11 protein-coding genes are annotated in these 19,060 nt (G+C 68.5%); 4 read left to right on the forward strand and 7 right to left on the reverse strand.

Annotation, left to right across the window (positions count from 1 at the left end; genetic code table 11):
* Positions 1–9: 9 nt before the first annotated feature.
* On the reverse strand, positions 10–1,332 hold the full coding sequence (gene hemL, locus EV645_RS09875; protein ID WP_130441894.1) for a glutamate-1-semialdehyde 2,1-aminomutase: 1,323 nt from the start codon (positions 1,330–1,332) through the stop codon (positions 10–12).
* A 256-nt stretch (positions 1,333–1,588) separates the two neighbouring features.
* On the opposite strand from hemL, the gene EV645_RS09880 reads away from it, so the two are divergent.
* On the forward strand, positions 1,589–2,947 hold the full coding sequence (locus tag EV645_RS09880; RefSeq protein WP_130441896.1) for a lytic transglycosylase domain-containing protein: 1,359 nt from the start codon (positions 1,589–1,591) through the stop codon (positions 2,945–2,947).
* A 103-nt stretch (positions 2,948–3,050) separates the two neighbouring features.
* On the opposite strand, the gene EV645_RS09885 is transcribed toward EV645_RS09880, so the two are convergent.
* The 3 genes from EV645_RS09885 to EV645_RS09895 form a co-directional block, all read right to left on the reverse strand.
* Positions 3,051–6,734 carry a S8 family peptidase gene (locus EV645_RS09885; RefSeq protein WP_130441898.1) on the reverse strand — a complete coding sequence of 1,228 codons (3,684 nt, stop codon included), beginning with the start codon at positions 6,732–6,734 and terminating at the stop codon, positions 3,051–3,053.
* A 158-nt stretch (positions 6,735–6,892) separates the two neighbouring features.
* Positions 6,893–7,855: an LLM class F420-dependent oxidoreductase gene (locus EV645_RS09890; RefSeq protein WP_130441900.1), complete on the reverse strand. Its 963-nt coding sequence runs from the start codon at positions 7,853–7,855 to the stop codon at positions 6,893–6,895.
* Positions 7,856–7,942: 87 nt separating this feature from the next.
* Positions 7,943–9,781, reverse strand: a complete 1,839-nt coding sequence (locus EV645_RS09895) for a S8/S53 family peptidase (protein WP_130441902.1) — start codon at positions 9,779–9,781, stop codon at positions 7,943–7,945.
* A 247-nt stretch (positions 9,782–10,028) separates the two neighbouring features.
* Between EV645_RS09895 and EV645_RS09900 the strand changes: the two genes are divergently transcribed.
* Both EV645_RS09900 and EV645_RS09905 read left to right on the forward strand, forming a co-directional pair.
* Complete coding sequence (locus EV645_RS09900; RefSeq protein ID WP_130441904.1) at positions 10,029–10,553, forward strand: hypothetical protein; 525 nt, start codon at positions 10,029–10,031, stop codon at positions 10,551–10,553.
* Positions 10,554–10,647: 94 nt separating this feature from the next.
* A complete protein-coding gene (locus EV645_RS09905; RefSeq protein ID WP_130441906.1) occupies positions 10,648–13,782 on the forward strand; it encodes a glycoside hydrolase family 3 N-terminal domain-containing protein in 3,135 nt (1,044 codons plus the stop codon).
* Positions 13,783–13,800: 18 nt separating this feature from the next.
* On the opposite strand, the gene EV645_RS09910 is transcribed toward EV645_RS09905, so the two are convergent.
* The 3 genes from EV645_RS09910 to EV645_RS09920 form a co-directional block, all read right to left on the reverse strand.
* Entirely contained in the window at positions 13,801–15,945 is a 2,145-nt protein-coding gene (locus EV645_RS09910) for an MMPL family transporter (RefSeq protein WP_130441908.1), read from the reverse strand.
* A 107-nt stretch (positions 15,946–16,052) separates the two neighbouring features.
* Positions 16,053–16,982 carry a GlxA family transcriptional regulator gene (locus tag EV645_RS09915; protein ID WP_130441910.1) on the reverse strand — a complete coding sequence of 310 codons (930 nt, stop codon included), beginning with the start codon at positions 16,980–16,982 and terminating at the stop codon, positions 16,053–16,055.
* Positions 16,983–16,986: 4 nt separating this feature from the next.
* Positions 16,987–17,586 (reverse strand): cysteine hydrolase family protein, encoded by a 600-nt coding sequence (locus tag EV645_RS09920; protein WP_198681534.1) that lies wholly within the window; start codon positions 17,584–17,586, stop codon positions 16,987–16,989.
* Between the two features lie 192 nt (positions 17,587–17,778).
* Between EV645_RS09920 and EV645_RS09925 the strand changes: the two genes are divergently transcribed.
* Positions 17,779–19,002: an aldose epimerase family protein gene (locus EV645_RS09925; RefSeq protein ID WP_130441912.1), complete on the forward strand. Its 1,224-nt coding sequence runs from the start codon at positions 17,779–17,781 to the stop codon at positions 19,000–19,002.
* The last annotated feature ends 58 nt before the right edge of the window (positions 19,003–19,060 follow it).

Below are 19,060 nucleotides of genomic sequence, written 5' to 3' on the forward strand. Positions count from 1 at the left end.
GCTGTCCCTTCAGTCTTGTACTGCGGCTGCTGCCCGAGCAGCCGGGGCGAGGGCCGACTCCAACGCGGCCAACGCGTCGTCGTCGATGGCCGCACTGACGAACCAGGCCTCGAAGGCGCTCGGCGGCAGGTAGACGCCGGCGTCCAGCATGGCATGGAAGAACGCCGTGAACCGGGGCAGCACCTGAGCGTTGGCACCGGTGAAGTCCCGGATCTCGGCAGGTCCCTCCGAGGACTCCACGAAGAAGACGCTGAAGAGGTTCCCGGCCGCCTGGATGACGTGCGGCACACCCTCCTTGTCCAGCGCGGTCGACACCAGCCGCTGGATGGTGAGCGACGTCTCGTCGATCTTGGCGTAGACCTCGTCGGTCGCCAGCCGCAGCGTCGTCAGACCTGCCGTGGTCGCGATCGGGTTCCCGGACAGGGTGCCCGCCTGGTAGACCGAGCCCTCGGGTGCCAGGTGGGCCATCACATCGGCCCGGCCGCCGAACGCCGCGGCCGGGAAGCCTCCGCCCATCACCTTGCCGAACGTCATCAGATCCGGCTGTACGCCGTCGACGCCGTACCAACCGGAGCGGGTGATCCGGAAGCCGGTCATCACCTCGTCGGAGATGAACAGCGCTCCGTTGTCGCGGCAGGTCTGCGCCAGGAAGGCGTTGAAGTTGTCGCGCGGCGGGACGACGCCCATGTTGCCGGGCGAGGCCTCGGTGATCACGGCCGCGATCTGGTCGCCGTACTCCGCGAACGCGGCGGTGACGGCGGCCTGGTCGTTGTAGGGCAGCACGATCGTGTCGGCCGTGGTCGCCTCGGTGACACCCGGCGTACCGGGGATGCCGAGCGTGATGACACCGGAACCGGCCTGGGCCAGCAGCGCGTCCACATGTCCGTGGTAGCAGCCGGCGAACTTGATGATCTTGGCGCGACCGGTGAATCCGCGGGCCAGCCGGAGCGCGGACATCGTGGCCTCGGTCCCGGACGACACCAGCCGGACCTTGTCCACCGGCGTCCGGGCGACGATCTCCTCGCCGAGCAGTACTTCGGTCTCGGTCGGCGTCCCGTACGACGTACCCCGGGCGACCGCGGCCTGGACGGCGGCGATCACCTCCGGGTGCGCGTGTCCGAGCAGCAGCGGACCCCAGGAGGAGACCAGGTCGACATAGCGGTTGCCATCGACATCGGTCATGTGACATCCGTCACCAGATGCCATGAATCGCGGTACGCCGCCGACGGCGCGGAACGCACGTACGGGAGAGTTGACCCCTCCCGGAGTGACTGCGGACGCCCTGGCGAAGAGCTCGGCGGACTGTTCTGTGTGTGCGGGCACGCCGGACATTCTCCCCGACCGGCCACACGGGCCGGTGGGCAGGGCAGTCCGAATTACACCGGTGGATCGTGCGCAGGGGGTTCACAGGCGCTTTGTTACGCGCCAGTATGGATACCTGGTGACCGCACGTACACGGTCTCGTCCGGCGCGTAACCCACGCAACGGGGCGGACGTTAGACCTATTACGACGGCAACCGAGGAAGACTACGAGACTGTCCGCGGCGTGGGGCCGGGCTGGTCGATGAGTCACGGAGGGGAATCATCGATGGCGAAGGGCAAGCGCCGCGCCACGGGTAGCGGCTGGCGTCAGGTGGCGCCGCTGATCCCGGTGGCGTTGTTCGCGAGCGCATTCACCGTCAGTGCCACGGATGATCCGGCGGTCGCCACGGCGTCGCTGGAGCAGGGTCTGTCCGGAGGTAACTCGGTCGTCGTTCCGAAGCAGCCGATCTCCCAGCCGGCCAGCGTGCCGCAGCCGGGTGTGGTCGGTCCGGGCGTCGATCCTGGCGAGCAACCGACCCAGGTGGTCTCCGGACTGTCGAAGAACGGCATCCCGAACGCCGCCTTGAAGGCGTACTCCCGGGCCCAGCAGGTGCTGGCCCAGGCAGACCCGGCGTGTCACCTGCCCTGGACGCTGGTGGCTGCGATCGGCCGGGTCGAGTCCAACCACGGCCGCTTCGGCGGCAACGCGCTGAACTCGCAGGGCGTCGCGGTCCCCGGCATCTTCGGCCCGCGACTGGACGGCTCGTCCGGCATGGCCCGGATCTCCGACACCGACGCGGGTGCATTCGACGGCGACGGTGCGTTCGACCGCGCGGTCGGCCCGATGCAGTTCATCCCGGGCACCTGGCGAGCCATGGGAGTGGACGGCGACGGCGACGGCGTGCGGAACCCGCAGGACATCGACGATGCGGCCATGTCGACCGCGGTCTACCTGTGCTCCGGCAAGACCGACCTGTCCAACGCCTCCGACCTCAACGCGGCCGTGCTGCGCTACAACCACTCCCAGCAGTACGTCGACCTCGTGGTCAGCATCGCCAAGGCGTACGCCGGCGGCAGTTGGATCGCCGTCGGCAACGGGACGTCCGGTGACGACGTGGACGACGCCGGCCAGCAGATCGGCGGCGGGGACATCAACGCGCCGTCGGACAAGAACCTGCCGAAGACGATCGACCTCCCGACCCCGCCGCCCACGGTGATCACGACGCCGACGGACGAGCGGGACGAGACCCGGCCGACCGTCGTTCCGACCGACCGCCCGACGTCGAAGCCCACGCCCGGCAAGCCGACGTCGAAGCCGACGCCCGGTAAGCCGGACCCGACCAAGCCGACGTCGAAGCCGACCATCCCGACCACGACCACGCCCGGGGTCTCGACCCTGACGACGGCGGTCGGCCTGATCGTCGGCACGGTCGGCTCCACGGTGGCCGAGCTGCAGACGGCCACGACGTACTGCCAGTCCGAGATGGCGAAGGTGACGATCACCAAGCCGACCCAGGACCAGCTGCAGAAGTGCGTGACCGCCTACCAGACCGGTGGGGCGAAGGCGGTCGACCAGGTCATCCGCAACCTGCTGTCCCTGCTCGGACTGCTGGGCGTTCTCGGTGGAGGCATCCTCGGGAGCTGATCCCCCACAGACCGGCGCGCCTGCCCCCACCCCTCCCTAGGCGCGCCCCTGGCGACGCCACGGAGCACATCCCCCCGGCTTCGTGGCGTCGCCTCTTTAACGTTCAGTTCTCCCAGGCTCTATCGATGGTCTGGGTGATGCTGTTGCCGATCAGATCCTTCGCCGTCACCCGGATGCTCGGGTAGGAACCGGCCGGGACCTTCGCCCGGCCGGTGCCTCCGATCCCGCTGAGCGACAGCTTCTGCCAGGTCTTCCCGTCGAAGGAGATCTCAGCGGTCGTGCGGAAGATCGGGACCCCACGCACGCCTGGCTGGTAGGCCGGCGTGAGCTCGAGCCATCCGTTGGTGTGCTTGTAATCGACCTGGACCAGCGGCAGCACCGCCCGGCTCTTCGTCGGCACCGACAGGAAGTGCCAGGTCGTGTGGGTCGACGTCGACGTGGTCGCCCAACTGTTGGCGCCACGCTTCTGGTCCAGCGTCAGGTCGTACCACGCGGCCCGCGCCGGCACCGCCCACTGCGCCACCGACCAGTCCGCACTCCCGAGCTCCACGCCGTTGCTGCTGAGCTTCATGCTCGTCACGTCGCCGCGATCACCCCAGCCGAACACGCTCCGATCACCGCTCACGTACTGCGGAATCGCGATCCGCAACGCGTTCTCGAACCGTGCCGGCGGCCAACCTTGCGCCACATCTCCAGCGGAGTCCGACAACCCTGGTACGGCCGGACGCATGAGCGGCTCCCACCAACCACGCGTGACCTGCTCGCCCGGACGGTACGAACGCGGGATCGTGGACTCGTACCCGCTCTCGTTCCACTCCCCTGCCGACGTCGTCTCGTCCCAGGTCACACCCTTGAGGTCGGTGACGAGGTAGTCGGTTCGGCTGACCGGTCCGGTCACCGCTCGCGTCGACGTCAGCCCAGTGGTGATCCCAGGCAGGTGCGCGATCCGCTGGTCGGTGTGCAGGAACCACGCGGCGTTCCGCTGGAAGTTCGTGGTCACCACGGCCGGGTGCATCTTCGCGACGTCGTACGTCAGCGGTCCCTTCACCGTCGACGGTCCGACCGCGACGTCGTACCGGTAGGTGCTGTCGAGGACACCGCTCAGCTTGAGCGAGACCGGGCCGTTCGCGAGCGTGGCTAGCAGTTGCTTGCCCTGTTCGGAGCGCAGGAGGTAGAGCGGGATGTCTTCCTCGGTCCCGGTCGACCAGTAGCCGGGCGCTTCGTTGTAGAGGAACACCACCTTGGCCCCGGCCGCCTTCGCTGCCTGGACCTGCGCGGTCGTGTCGTCGGGCGACGTCCAGCGGATCAGCGCGATCTTGCCTTTGGCACCGGTCAGCTCCCCCGGCGTACCGTCGCCGCCGTTGTAGAGCGGGAGGTTCTCGTTGCCGACGTACACGGTCCGGTAGGCACCCGGGCCGGGTGTCGGCAGCCGGCCGGCACCCGGTACGTCGACGGTCAGCTGTGGCTGGGCGAGGTCCCAGCGCTGCGCCACCTGGAAGGTGCCGTTGGCAACCTTCCCGAAGTCCTGCACATAGATGCCGTTGGCAACCTTGCCGTCGAACCCCCAGCCGGACACAGCATCCCGGTCGCCGACCTTGCGATGCCAGGCGATCCCGATGCTCTCGGCGTCGGCCGGTCGCGGCGTCCTGATCGTCACCTTGTGCGCGGTCCGGGCGTCGAACGTGAAGGTACGGTCGGTGCCGATCCACGCGTCGGGATCGCCGAGCAGCGTGATCGAGTTGGCCCAGTTCGCCTCGTCGCCGCCCACGGCGTACGCCATCACGCTGTAGCGGCCGGTCGGTACGTCGAGGGTGCGGCTGCCGTTCTCGTCGAAGGCGATCGCGTTGACGTCACCGGTGTCCTGGTTCCACAACTGCACGCCGCTCGCACCGGCCTCGGTGGTCGCAGGCTTGCCGTCGCGGCCGATCGCCTTCACCGTCACCTGGTTCAACCGGCCACCGGCGGCAAATCCGATCCCCGTGCGGACCGACTCGCTTCCGGCCGCCATACCAGACCGTATGGTACGGGCGGTCACAGCGCCGGCGTAGTTGGCGGGCTGGGTCTTGGCGAGGTTCAGCGTGACCAACGCGAAGGCGGAGCCGTGCGCCGGGACAGTCAGGTGGGACGGGCTCACCGAGACGGCGGCCTTGACGCCGGCCGGGGACCGAACGTCGACGGACAGATCGAGGCTCACCGGCCGGTTCGAGTTGTTGCGGTAGGCAACTTTCCGCGCTACTGGTGCGGGTGCGGCCGGGCCGGTCCAGGAGAGGTCGCCGAAGAACAGGTTGGCGGCGTCCGGGAGGACCTTCGGGTCGAGTGCGTTCGGGATGTCGATCCGGCCGAGGCTTTGCTGGTCGGTGCGGGCGCCGGCGGACGGGACCGCGGTCGAGGCCAGCGCGGCCTTCAGCTGCGGGCCGGTCCAGTCGGGGTGGCGCTGGGCCAGGATCGCGGCGGCACCGGCCACGTGCGGCGTCGCCATCGACGTACCGCTCATCGCCGTGTAGTACTGGCCGAGGACGTGGCCCTGCTCGGTGCCGGCGGCGCGGGCGGCGGGGATCTCAACGCCTGGTGCGGTGACCTCGGGCTTCAGGGCGCCGTCACCGAGGCGCGGGCCGCGGCTGGAGAAGCTCGCGAGGCTGTCATCGCGGTCGACCGCACCGACGGTCAGGGCCTCGGACGCCGCGCCCGGAGAGCCGACGGTTTCCTCGGCGCCGGAGTTGCCGGCCGCGATGACGAACAGGGTCCCGCTGGACTTCGACAGCCGGTCGACGGCCTCGCTCATCGGGTCGGTGCCGTCCGACGGCAGACCGCCGAGGCTCATGCTGACGACCTTCGCGCCCTGCTGGACGGCCCACTCCATACCGGCGATCGCCTCGGAGTCGTAACCACCGCCGCTGTTGTCGAGCACCTTGCCGATCAGCAGCTCCGCGCCGGGCGCAACGCCCTTCCGCTTGCCGGCGGACGCAGTACCGAGGCCGGCGACGATCGAGGCGGTGTGCGTGCCGTGGCCGTGCAGGTCCTGGACCGCCTCGTCCGGGACGAAGCTCTCCGACGCGACGACCTGCTTGGCGAGGTCGGGGTGCCCGGCGTCGTACCCGGTGTCGAGAACGGCCACCTTGACGCCGTGGCCGTCGTACCCCTGCTTCCAGGCGGTCGGGGCGCCGATCTGCTGGTCCGACTGGTCGTCGGTGGCGTGGGTGCGGCCGTCGAGCCAGATCTTGGTGACCTGGCTGGTCTTGAAGGTCGTCGGTCCGCTGATGCCGTCCCAGAACGCCTTCGCGTCGGACTTCTGCACGGTGACCGCGGAGCTTCCGACACTGGTGAGCGTACGGCGGAGTGTGGCGGCCGTCGGGGTGGTTGGCGCGCTGCGCAAGGTGGCCGGCGCGGTGAGGAGGAGGGGCAGCCGATCGCTGCTCGCGTCGTCGTACCCCTGCGCAGCGAGTTCGGTGAGGTTGAAGAGGCGCTTGTCCAGGCGGCCCGCTGTGAGCATCGGGTACGCCTCGGACGGGATCAGGCTGAGCTCACCGTCGAACGTGCCGAAGTAGTACGGCTCGTCGTCGGTCAGCCGGGCCGACACCTGCCCGTTCGCGCTCGTGGTCAGCTCGGCGACGTCGCCGGTGACGAGCGTGATCCGCTTGACCGACGCGCCCGGCGCCGGGTTGACGGCGCCGGCGGGCTCGATGGCGCCGGGGCCGGCGGCGTGCGCCGGGGTGGTCGTCAGCAGCAGGGAACTGACGACCACCGCGGCGAGCAGGCCGGACGCGGACCGGGACGATCGGGGAAACACAGGCGGACACCTCCCGATGCCCCGACCCACGCGAGGCCATCATCGGGAGCCTGTCAGTTGCCGTCAGCCCCGGTCCACCGGTCCGTCTGACGTACACCCGCCATGACCGGTACCGGTCAGACGAAGCGCGTCCCCCACCGCCTTCTTCTTTCCTTCCTTCAGCTGAAGCGCTTCGTGATGTTCTCGACGCGCTCCAGCAGGTCGAGGTCGTAGGCGACGCCGGGGATGTAGAAGATCACGTAGTCGGCGCCGGCCTCGAGTGCTGCGTCCACCTTGTCCGCGATCTCGTCCTCGGTGGCGATGGTGTTGTCCCGGTCGAACTTCTCCCGGTCCATCGGGCCGAGCGCCTTCTCGGTCGCCTTCTGCGGGTCGTCGCCCTTGTCGATCGGGAACACATTGAGCCCGGTCGACTTGATGATCTCGTCGTAGTCGCGACCGATCTTGCGGCAGTGCTCGCGGAGGATGTCGCACTTCTCCTTGATCACCTCGGGGTTACCCCCGCCGATGTTCGCGGCGTCGCCGTACTGCGCGACCAGCTTCAGCGTCACCTTCGGGCCGCCGCCGCCGATCCAGAAGCTCGGGTGCGGCTTGCGGACGCCCTTCGGCTCGTTGATCGGCGCGTCGATCGAGTAGTACTTGCCGTTGTAGACCGGCTTGTCCTCGGTCCACATCTTGTAGATGATCTCGGTCGCCTCACGGAACGCGGCCATCCGCTGCGGGATGTCGGTCCACTCGTAGCCGTACGCCTTCCACTCGTGCTCGTACCAGCCCGCGCCGATCCCGGCGTACAGGCGGCCGTGGCTGGCGACGTCGACGGTGGACGCGATCTTCGCGTACAGCGACGGGTTGCGGTAGCCGTTGCAGCCGACCATCTGGCCGATGTTCACCCGCTTGGTGTCGCGGGCCAGCGCCGCGGTCGCGCTCCAGCACTCGAAGGTGGTGTTGTCACTCGGCTCCGGCACCGTGTGGAAGTGGTCGAAGAGCCAGATCGAGTCCCAGGATTGCTCGTCGGCGCGCTTGGCGACATCCGTCATCGCCTCCCACTGCTCGATCGGATCGGCGATCTGGGCCAGATCCATCTTCCAGCCCTGCGGGACGAATACCCCGAAACGTGTAGTCATGCCGCCATCCTTTCCATCGATGGCGGCATCGGTCCATGAATATGAGTACTGAATTTGCACTCAATCGGACCACTACAGCTTCTTAATTCATCTGGCGCTCAGGACTCCCGCTCCGACGCCGGGGCCGGGACGATGGACAGCCCGCGCCGCGAGGATCGCGTTCAGGGCGATCGGCGCGAGGCGTCCGCCGAACTCCTGCCGGGTCAGTGCCGCCACGCCCGCGGCGCTCGGCGCGGAGGCCGACGTACCGAAGAAGAGGCAGTTGCCGGTGACCGTGGTCGGGCAGGTACCGGAGCCGAAGCCGCCGGCGCCGCTCACCGAGACTCCGTCGGACGCGAGCCAGTACGGCGCCGGGAAGCTCACCGAACCGGGACCGGAGACGCCCTTGCACGGACCGGGCTTACCGCCCGGGCAGCGGGTCGTGGTGATCAGCTGCGTCGGACCGGCCGCGCTGTACGACTCCAGCGGGGTGGTCTTCGGGTCCACCGAGGCGTTCGCGTTGACGGCACCGGCGCTGGTTGCGAAGCCGACGTAGTTCGAGTCCGGGTTCATCGAACCTGCCCGCTCCGGCGGATCGATGGTCTGGACGCCCGCCGACAGGGCCCGCCAGCGGAGGTCCAGGATCGGCGCCTTCTTGGCGGTCGAGGTGCCCTGGACGTCGACGACGAGCTTCACGGCCTGCGCCGCGGTGGTCGTGTTGTCGTACTCGAACTGCTCGATGGTGTCACCGACGCCGTTGGCCTGGACGCCCGTGCTGGACGCGAGGCACTTCGTACCGGTCGAGTCCATCAGGTACAGGTTGAGGTCGGTGAAACCGCCCTGGCCGGCGGTCGGGAAGACGGCCCGCGGCTCGCTCCACTGCAAGGTCGGCAGGATCGACGCCCCCGGCAGCAGGTTGAGGTCGTACGACGTGTCGTCGCCGCGCAGCTTCACGACGTTGTCCGGGGCGAGCGGACAACCGGTGTACGGTCCGGCGGCTCCGTCCGCGCCCTTGCCGGTGCCGACCGCGGCGACGCGCGGAGCGTGCCGCCCGCCGAGGTTGCCGGCCGACGAGCTGATCCAGATGCCGTGCTTGGCGAGTCCCTCCGCGGTCGCGGCGCCGATGCCCTGCTGGAACGCCGGCTCGTCGTCGAGCGCGATGTCCTCGGCGATCATCGTGACGCCGGCGTTGGCCAGGGTGTGGAAGGCCTCGACGTACTGCGCGGTGGTGTCCTGCGTGCTCGCATACGCCAGCTTCGCGCCTGGTGCGAGGTCGTGGATGATCTCGAGCATCGCGGTGCCCTCGTCGTCGACGTACGACGCCGCCTGCTGCAGGACCTGGACATCCGCGGGCAGCTCGCCCTGGGCTATCGCCGCGGCGATGTGGTCGACGTCACCGGAGATCGCGCCGACCTTCTGGCCTTTGCCGCTCAGACCGCGCGCCTGGGCCTTGTCGGCCTTGTGCAGCTGAACGGCCTCGGCCGTGACCGGTCCGACGTCAACGGCCGGTCGAAGCGACGGGCGCAGAGCGGTCACCCAGCCGAGACCGGCGACCGCGTCGAGCCTGTCGTACGGCACGGATGCGGACACGAGCCCGGTGGTCGGGAGGTCGGCTCCGGGGACGGCCTTGAAGTCGGCGGAGTTCTTCTCGACCGTGACACCGAGCGCGGTGAGGGCTGCTTCCTGCGCGGCGGTGACGGGCGCGGCGGCGTACACCTGGACGCCGAGGCGACCTGGACTCTCCACGCTCATCGAGCGCGGCTGCACGGCGGTCGTCTTGCTCTTCGCCGCCGCGGCCGCCTTGTTCGCGGCGTCCCGCAGCATGCTCGGGACCTTCGACGCTGTCTGTGGTGAGGCTGTTGGGGCCGCCGTCGCCGGTGACACCACCGCAACCACAGCCATCGGAACGATAAGCGCCACGCTGCTCAGCACATAACGGAGCTTCATGGAATCCCTCCCCCTCGTCGCCGCGACCACACTCACCCAACCGACAACCAACTGTCCAGACTTCGCGTCCTAACCCGAACCGACTCAAGGGAGAACTCTCATCAACAAGTTCGACCAGCTGTTCACCGACGCTACCGAGCAGATTGCGCAGGGCACCCATCAGCGCGACGAGCTACCCAAGGACGGCGGCCGCTGGCCCATCAGCGTCGTACTGCGCCCTCCGCGGGACTGCGCGCTCGCCCACGCGTTGGACGCGCTGACCGCGGAGGCAGCCGCGCTATCCGGTCCAGGCCACTGGGAAACCGGGCAGCTCGATTCGGCCCACCTGACCGTCCGCGCCCTCGAGCCACGCCGCGATGTGATCCCTCGGGACGACCCCACCCTCGGCCGCTACCAGTCCGCCCTGCACCGCGCGACGAAGGCCAGCACCTGGCCCCTCCGCTTCCGCGTCACCGGTCTGACCCTGACCCGAGGCTCCGTGATGGCCTGCGCCGAGTCACTCGACGCCAGCGCCGACCTCTTCAGCGACCACCTCACCGCCGAGCTGGGCCCCGACGCCCGGCACGAACCCGAACGCCGCGACATCTGGTACCTCAACCTGCTCCACTTCACCACCGACATCGCGCGGCCGACCGAGCTCATCGAGTGGGTCGCTGCCCGCCGCCACACGACCGTCGGAACGACCACCATCGACGCACCGGAGCTGGTCCGTGCCGACCACCGCGCCGGCCCGCGGCCGCATATGCGCCTGGAGCTCGTGAGAGCGCTCTAGTTCCGGAACCGGCGAGGTATTGACCAGTGCGGTGGGAGGGCTGAGAGTCGGGGCCGACGCGGGTGTGAGGCCCGCGCTGAGGTGGGGAGCGCCCATGCGTGGTTTCCGGCGGATTGCTCTGGTTGCGGCGGCGGCTCTGATTGCCGGGCTGTTGCCGTTGGATGCAGTGGCTGATGATCCGACACCGATCACGCTGGCGGCGTTCGAAGGGGGCGAGCCGTTCGCCTATCCGCCGAACGCGGGCATCTTCACCTGGGGCAGCGACGCTGACGACCCACCCACGATGGAGCTGCAGACCCGCGCAGACGCGCCGGCCGGCGAGAAGGTCCTGCACGGCACGTACAACATCAGCGGGTACGGCGGCTTCAGCCACGACATCACGTACGACGTGAACCCCGCGGACTGGTCGGCGTACAAGGGGATCCGGTTCTGGTGGTACGGGCAGAACACCGCTCCGTTGCCACCCGGCTCAGGGAAGCGGATCTTCTTCGAGATCAAGGACGGCGGCGCGAACGCCGAGGCCTCCGAGCTGTGGAACACCAGCTTCACCGACGACTGGCAGGGCTGGCACCAGGTCGAGATCCCGTTCAGCCAGCTCGTGTACCGCGGTGACTACCAACCCGTCGGCGGCATCGACCAGATCCTCAACCTCACGCACATGTGGGGCTACGCGTTCACGATGCCGGTCGGCTCGCCCGGCGAGTTCGCGATCGACCAGGTCGAGGTCTACGGCAAGGCCGACCCAGCGCTCAAGGCGAGCGTCACCACCGACGCCGGCGTGTACCCGGTCAAGGAGGGCGGCACCGCGCAGGTGAAGGTGTCCGTCGCCACCACCGGCAGTACGCCGCTCGAAGAGCCGGTCACCGTCGACTACAAGACCGGCACGGGCAGCGCCGGCGCCAACGACTACACCCCCGTCTCAGGCAATCTCACGTTCCCAGCGGGTACGGCGTCCGGCACCAGCCAGACCGTGGCGGTCACGACGAAGAAGGACCACTCCGCCGAGGCAGCGGAGACCATCCCGCTCGAGCTCACGGTCACCGGAGCGAAGGCACCTTCGAACCCGGTCGTGGTGATCAACGCGCACGACCTCCCGTACCTGAACCCGAAGCTCCCGATCAAGAAGCGTGTCGACGACCTGGTCGCCCGGATGACGACGCCCGAGAAGGTCGGCCAGATGACGCAGGCAGAGCGCAATGCGTTGCGGTCCCGCAGCGACATCGCGTCGTACGCGCTCGGTTCGCTGCTTTCCGGCGGCGGCTCGGTCCCGACGCCGAACACGCCGGCCGCATGGGCCGCGATGATCGACAACTTCCAGCTGAACGCGCAAGCGACCCGGCTGCAGATCCCCTTGATCTACGGGGTCGACGCCGTCCACGGACACAACAACGTAGTCGGGGCAACGATCCTGCCGCACAACATCGCGCTCGGCGCGACCCGCGATCCGGAGCTCGCCCGGCAGGCCGGTGAGGTCACCGCGACCGAGGTTCGCGCGACCGGCATCCCGTGGGACTTCGCGCCGTGCGTGTGCGTGGTCCGCGACGACCGCTGGGGCCGTGCGTACGAAGGATTCGGCGAGGATCCCGCGCTCGTGCAGTCGATGGCGACCGTGATCACCGGCCTGCAGGGCAAGGCCGACGGCAGTCAGCTCAAGCAGAACAACCACGTGCTCGCGACGGCGAAGCACTTCGTCGGCGACGGCGGTACGACGTACGGCAGCTCGACGACGGGTTCGTACAAGATCGACCAGGGCATCACGCAGGTGACCCGGCAGCAGCTGGAGACGTTGCATCTGGCACCGTTCAAGACCGCGGTCGATCTCGGTATCGGCACAGTGATGCCGTCGTACTCGAGTATGTCGATCGACGGTGCGCCGCCGGTGAAGATGCACGGTGACGGCGAGCTGATCAACGGCGTACTCAAGCAGCGGATGGGCTTCGACGGGTTCGTGATCAGCGACTGGCAAGCGATCGACCAGCTGCCGGGCGACTACGCGAGCGACATCCGCACGTCGATCAACGCCGGCCTGGACATGATCATGGTGCCGACGAACTACCAGGGCTTCACCCAAGGACTGACCGACGAGATCGCGGCCGGGCGGATCCCGATGACGCGGATCGACGACGCCGTCCGGCGGATCCTGACCGAGAAGTTCAAGCTCGGCCTCTTCGAGCATCCGTACGCCGACACGTCGAACATCGCGTCGATCGGATCGGCCGCACATCGTGCGGTCGGGCGCGAGGCTGCGGCGAAGTCCCAGGTATTGCTGAAGAACGACGGCAACGTGTTGCCCTTGAAGGCTGATTCGAAGGTTTATGTTGCCGGGAGCAACGCCAACGACCTGGGCAACCAGATGGGCGGCTGGAGCATCACCTGGCAGGGCGGTTCGGGTGCGACGACCACCGGTACGACGATCCTCGACGGGATCAAGCAGGTGGTGCCGACGGCAACGTTCAGCGCCGACGCCTCCGCGCCGCTCGAGGGTCATGACGTCGGCATTGTCGTCGTCGGCGAGCGCCCTTACGCCGAGGGAATCGGTGACGTGGGCAACGGTCACGACCTGCAGCTCACGGCCGCCGACAAGGCCGCCGTCGACAAGGTGTGCGCTGCGATGAAGTGCGTCGTACTGGTTGTGTCCGGGCGGCCACAGGTGATCGCGGACCAGCTCGGCAAGATCAACGCTGTGGTCGCGTCGTGGCTGCCTGGGACCGAGGGCGCGGGTGTCGCCGACGTACTGTTCGGGAAGGTCCCGTTCAGCGGCCGGTTGCCGGTCAGCTGGCCGCGCGCCGAGGACCAGGAGCCGTTGAACGTCGGCGATGCGTCGTACGACCCTCAGTATCCGTTCGGCTGGGGGCTGACGTCGCAGGCCGCCGCACGTCAGGCGTTGACGGACGCACGCAACAGCCTGCTGCGTAAGCACGATCCCTATGCGTTGGCAGCCGGGGTCGCGGCGAGCGTCGCGCTCGGCGTTAAGGACTGGTCGGGGCCGCAGGCAACTATTGCCCTGGCGGCAGCCGCACAGTCCGCCAAGCTCCTCGAGCGCACCAAGGCCGACACCTTCGCCGAGGACGACGCGGTCGTCGGCGTCGCACGCTGGATCGCACAGAACCACATCGGCCAGAACCTCACGGAACCCAGGTCCAAACTCACGTCGGACGCCGACCACCTGCTGCTGAGTGGAAGCTTGAGTGCCGCGGTCAGCAAACTGACCGCGGCGTCCAAGAGCTGACCAGAGGTGGGGGTGGGTTCAGCTCACCCCCACCAGCTCACGGTCGACGGGAGCCGAAGCCTGCTTGTACAGACGGTTGGGCCACCAAGCCCGCCGACCGAGTAGCACCATGATCGACGGCAGCATCACGATCCGGACCAGTGTGGCATCGATCAGGACAGCCACCGCCAGGCCGACACCCATCTGCTTCATCTCCAGCATGGCGAGGGTGGCGAAGACCGCGAACACCGAGACCATCACCGCGGCGGCGCTCGTCACCACGCCGGCGGACTCGGTGATGCCCTTCCGGACAGCCTCCCTCGGGTTCAGGCCCTGGACCACGCCCTCGCGGATCCGGCCGAGGACGAACACGTGGTAGTCCATCGACAGCCCGACCAGGATCACGAACAGGAACAAGGGGATCCAGGACACCACGAACCCGGCCGACGTGAACCCGAGCAACCCTTCCGCCCACGTGTGCTGGAACACCAATGACAGCACGCCGAAGCACGCCGCCACCGATGCGAGGTTCAGCAGCGTCGTCACCACCGCGATCGCCAGGCTCCTGAATGTCACGGCCATCATCACCAGCGTCAACGCCAGCACGAAGGCGATGACCCAGGGCAGCTTGTCCCGCTGGTTGTTGCCATAGTCAACCGATTCGGCCGATTCCCCGCCGACGGCCCAGGTCGTGGATCCCAAGGCGGCCGGCGCCAACTGCTCACGCAGCTGGTCCAGCGCAGCCTCGGCGTTCGCGCTGCTCTCCGGCAACACCGAGGTCAGCCCCAGTACCGCCGTACCGTTCGCCTGCCGGATCGCCTGTCCCGGCGGTACGACGAACTTGCCGCTCTGCACGGCCGATGCCTGCAACCCGGCCAGAGCAGCGACGGCGTCTCCACCCTGTGCCACCACGTCGTAGGTCAGCCCGCCTTGGGACGGGAAGTTGTCCTGCAACGTCTTCAGCGTTCGCACCTCGGGAATGCTCTGCGGCAGCGTATTCAGATCGCTCGACTCCGTCTTCATCCCCAGTGCCGGTACGGCGAGTGCCACCACGATGACCGCGGAGAACGACAGCGCCGCGCGCGGATGACGCAGTACCGGAGCCAGAATGCGGCGGCTGATACCGGCCGGACCGATGCGCCGGTTGAGCCTCCACAGCAGCGGGACGCGGGGCCGGTCGACCCGGTGACCGAGCTTTGCGAGCAAGGCCGGCAGGACGGTCAGCGAACCGAGAACCGCTACCGCGACGACCACGATCGTTGCCGTTGCCATCGAGGTGAAGGTCGCGTCCTGGGCGACGTACAAGCCTGCCATCGACACGATGACGGCCAGGCCGGACACGACGACCGAGTGACCGGACGTCGCCGCCGCGATCTCGACCGCGTCCAGGGTGCTGCGGCCGTTGCGGCGTTCCTCGCGCTCGCGTTTGAGATAGAAGAGCGAGTAGTCGACGCCGACCGCCATGCCGATCAGCAGGACGACATTCGCGACCGAGCCGCCGTCCGGGAAGAGGTACGACAGGGGCGCGTAGAAGCCGAGGGCGGCGCCGACGGCCGAGAACGCCAGCAGGACCGGGATCCCGGCCGCGATCAACGCACCGAAAGCGAGCAGCATCAGCCCGAACGTGATCGGCAGGCTGAGCTTCTCGGCCTTCGCGAGGTCGGTACCGACCTGCTTCCAGACACCTGCGTTCACCGAGGCGTCCCCCGCCTGGGCGATGGTCAGATCCGGATTCGCCTTCTGTACGTCGGCCGTGGTGGCGACGATCGTGTCGATCGAGTCGGCCGCGTCGTCCGCCGTACCTTTGAGCTCCATCGGAACGAGCACGGCCTTGCCGTTCTCGGACCAGACCGGCGTACCGACGGCCTGGACCGAGGGCAGTGCGGCCAGCTTCTGCCGGAGTTCGGTGATGGCCGTGGTCGCCGCGGCCTTGCTCAACGGGCCGTCGGGGTCGGTGATGAGGACGGTTTCGGCGGGGCTGTCGCCGAGGCCGGCCTTCTCGACCAACTCCGCGGCCTGGCCGGACTGGCCGACCCAGTTGTCCCTGCTCTGCGTGTGCTGTTTCGGGATGACCACCGACATCCCGACGGCTACGACGACGAGCAACAGCCAGAGGCCGATCGCCCGCCATGGATGGACAGCACTCCAGCGCGCGACGCGCACAGTCACTGAACCCCTGGTCATCTACCCCACCTCTCCACGGCCGGGTCGTATGCCCGGTCAGGAAGAGCCTGACCCGGTTGACCGCGGATCTCAGGAGTCCTGAGCCCCCGGCCGAGGGGGAGGTAGGCCTACCCAGCTGCTGGTTCGGTCGTTCGGCTGCGGAGGCGGCGGAGCATGCGGGCGTCTTCGAAGCCGACAGTCCGGGCCGCCGTTTCGATCGTGGTGCCGTGGCCGATGAGGTGTTCGGCGCGCTCGACGCGGAGGAGTTGCTGGTAGCGCAGCGGGGTAAGGCCGGTCGCGGTGGTGAAGATGCGGGTCAGGGTGCGTTCGCTGACGCCTACCTGGCCGGCGAGGTCGGAGAGCAGCAGACGATCGGCGTACCGGGCGTCGATGACGTCTTGGATGCGATGGGCCAGATCGTTGAGGTGGTCGCGGTGGCGGAGCATGGCCGACTCTTGCAGTTCATCGCCGTTGCGACGGGCGTAGACGACCATCTCGCGGGCGACGCGGGCGGCCGCCTCGGCTCCGTGGGCGACCGCGACCAGGTGGAGGGTGAGGTCGATACCGCTGGCGATGCCGGCGGAGGTGATGACGCGGTCGTCCTCGACGTACAGCACATCGCGGACGATGGCCGCCCGCGGGTAGCGGGCGGCCAACTCGTCCGTCAGGTCGTGGTGGGTCGTGAACCGCCGGCCGTCGAGCAGACCGCTGGCCCCGAGCGCGTCGGCGCCCGAGCAGACACTCGCGACGGTGCCGCCTGCCGCGTGGTGGTCGCGCAGCCGCTCACGGGTCGCCGGCCCGATCGGCGGGACCGGCGACAACCGCGGCGATCGCCACCCCGGCACGACGATCAGGTCGTCGGGGCCGATCTCCGGCCAGTCCAGTTGTGCCCGTAAAGGCACGCCCTGCGCAGTTGTGACCTCTTCGGACTCGGCGACGTAATGGACCTCGTACCCGTACCCGAAGTCGTTCGCGGTGGTGAACACCTGCGCCGGCCCGGCGAGATCCAGCAGGTGCACCTTGGGCACCAGCACGAAGACCACCCGAGTGGGACGCATTCGGTCAGGATGTCACGGGTACGGCGGTGAGCTCGTCGAGTGTCCGGATCGTGGCGAACCGGCCGGCCAGCACGTACTCCGTACGCCCGGCGACCTGCTCCGCGGTGAGGGTCCGCGGATCGGCGAGGATCTCCTCGACCGACGCCTCGTCGCGGATCGACCAGTGCGCCAGCGCCATCGTCGCGGTCGCCTCGGTCACGAAGACGACGTCGTACCCGAGGTCGGAACCGACGCGGGCCGTCGTCTCGCAACACTGCTCCGTACGGATGCCGCTGACAACGATCTCGGAGATGCCGTGCTGGGTCAGCAGCTGCTGCAGATTCGTTGTGGTGAACGCATTGTGGGAGGTCTTGGTGATCATCGGCTCATCGGGCAACGGTTCGAGACCGTCGATGAGCCGGACATAGCCGTTGGCCGGGTCGAACGCGCCGCCGGTGCCGGGCTCGGTGTGCAGCACCCACACGACGAGGTCACCCTTGTCGCGGGCGGCCCGGACCAGACGGTTCACCCGCTCGGCGATGTCCGGGTGGTTCACCAGCTGCCAGTTCGGGCGGGTCCGGAAGGATTCCTGGACGTCGATCACGATCAGTGCGGTTCGGCTCATGGGGCCAGGATCGCGCGCGGCCGGCGTACTCGAGAAGGCTCGATCGGGGCCGGGACCGGACCGATCTGGTCATCACACCGAGCACCGTGAAGAGATCGGACGAATTCACACCGATCCGAACTGTTCCAAACACTGGTCTGGCGCGCTTATCGTGCCAAGGTCCTGCTTTCTACAACGATTGAGGGGATTGCGATGCCCGATCACCTGCCCCGCCGCCAGGTCCTCCGGACCGCCGGCGCACTGGGCCTCGGTGCCGCCGCCGCGGGCGCACTCACCAGCACCGCGGACGCCACGACCCGCACCACCGGGACGCCGGATAGGTTGGCCGCCATGGGCGAACACCACGGCAAGCTCGAGATCCGCAAGGACCCGTTCGGCACTACCCCGGACGGCCAGGGAGTGGACGTGTACACGTTCACCAACGGCCGGGTGACGATCTCGATGCTCACCTGGGGCGCGACGATCCAGAAGGTCATCACGCCGGACCGTCGCGGTAGGAACGAGAACATCAGCCTCGGCTTCGACAACCTGCCGGACTACGCGGCGCTCAGCCCGTACTTCGGCGCCACCATCGGCCGCTACGGCAACCGGATCGCCAAGGGCCGGTTCACGCTCGACGGGACGACGTACCAGATCCCGATCAACAACGGCGAGAACGCGCTGCACGGCGGCACGATCGGCTTCGACAAGAAGGTGTGGAAGGCCGAGGTCGTCAAGTCCGGCAAGGCCGTCGGCGTCGCGTTCACCTACGTCAGCCCGGACGGCGAGATGGGCTTCCCCGGTGAGCTCACCAGCACCGTCACCTACACGCTGGACAAGCGCGACAACCTGCGGATCGACTACCACGCGACCGTCGCGGGCAAGCCGACCATCGTCAACCTGACCAACCACGTGTACTTCAACCTGCTCGGCGAGGGCAACGGCACGATCTACGACCACGTGCTCGAGCTGAACGCCGCGAAGTACACGCCGGTCGACGTGAACCTGATCCCGACCGGCGAGATCGCACCGGTCGCCGGGACGCCGTTCGACTTCAACCGGCCGACCGCGATCGGCGCCCGCCTGCGCGGCGACCACCAGCAGCTGATCTTCGGCCGCGGCTACGACCACAACTTCGTGATCGCCGGTCAGGCCGACCATGACGGCCTGCGCCTGGCCGGCCGCTTCACCGAGCCCGAGCACGGCCGCACGATCGAGGTCCACACCGACCAGCCCGGCGTCCAGTTCTACAGCGGCAACTTCCTCGACGGCACGTTCCTCGGCATCGGCAACAAGGCCTACCGCCAGGGCGACGCCTTCGCCTTCGAGACCCAGCACTTCCCCGACTCCCCCAACCACCCCAACTTCCCGTCGACGGTCCTCCGCCCCGGCGAGACCTACAAGTCCACGACGATCTACAGCTTCGGCACGAAGTAGCGCCGGCCGGCGGGTGCGGTACGCCGTACCCGCCGCGCCCCCTGAGCACGCGACTCAC

Source organism: Kribbella rubisoli, from assembly GCF_004217145.1.
Classification (GTDB): domain Bacteria; phylum Actinomycetota; class Actinomycetes; order Propionibacteriales; family Kribbellaceae; genus Kribbella; species Kribbella rubisoli.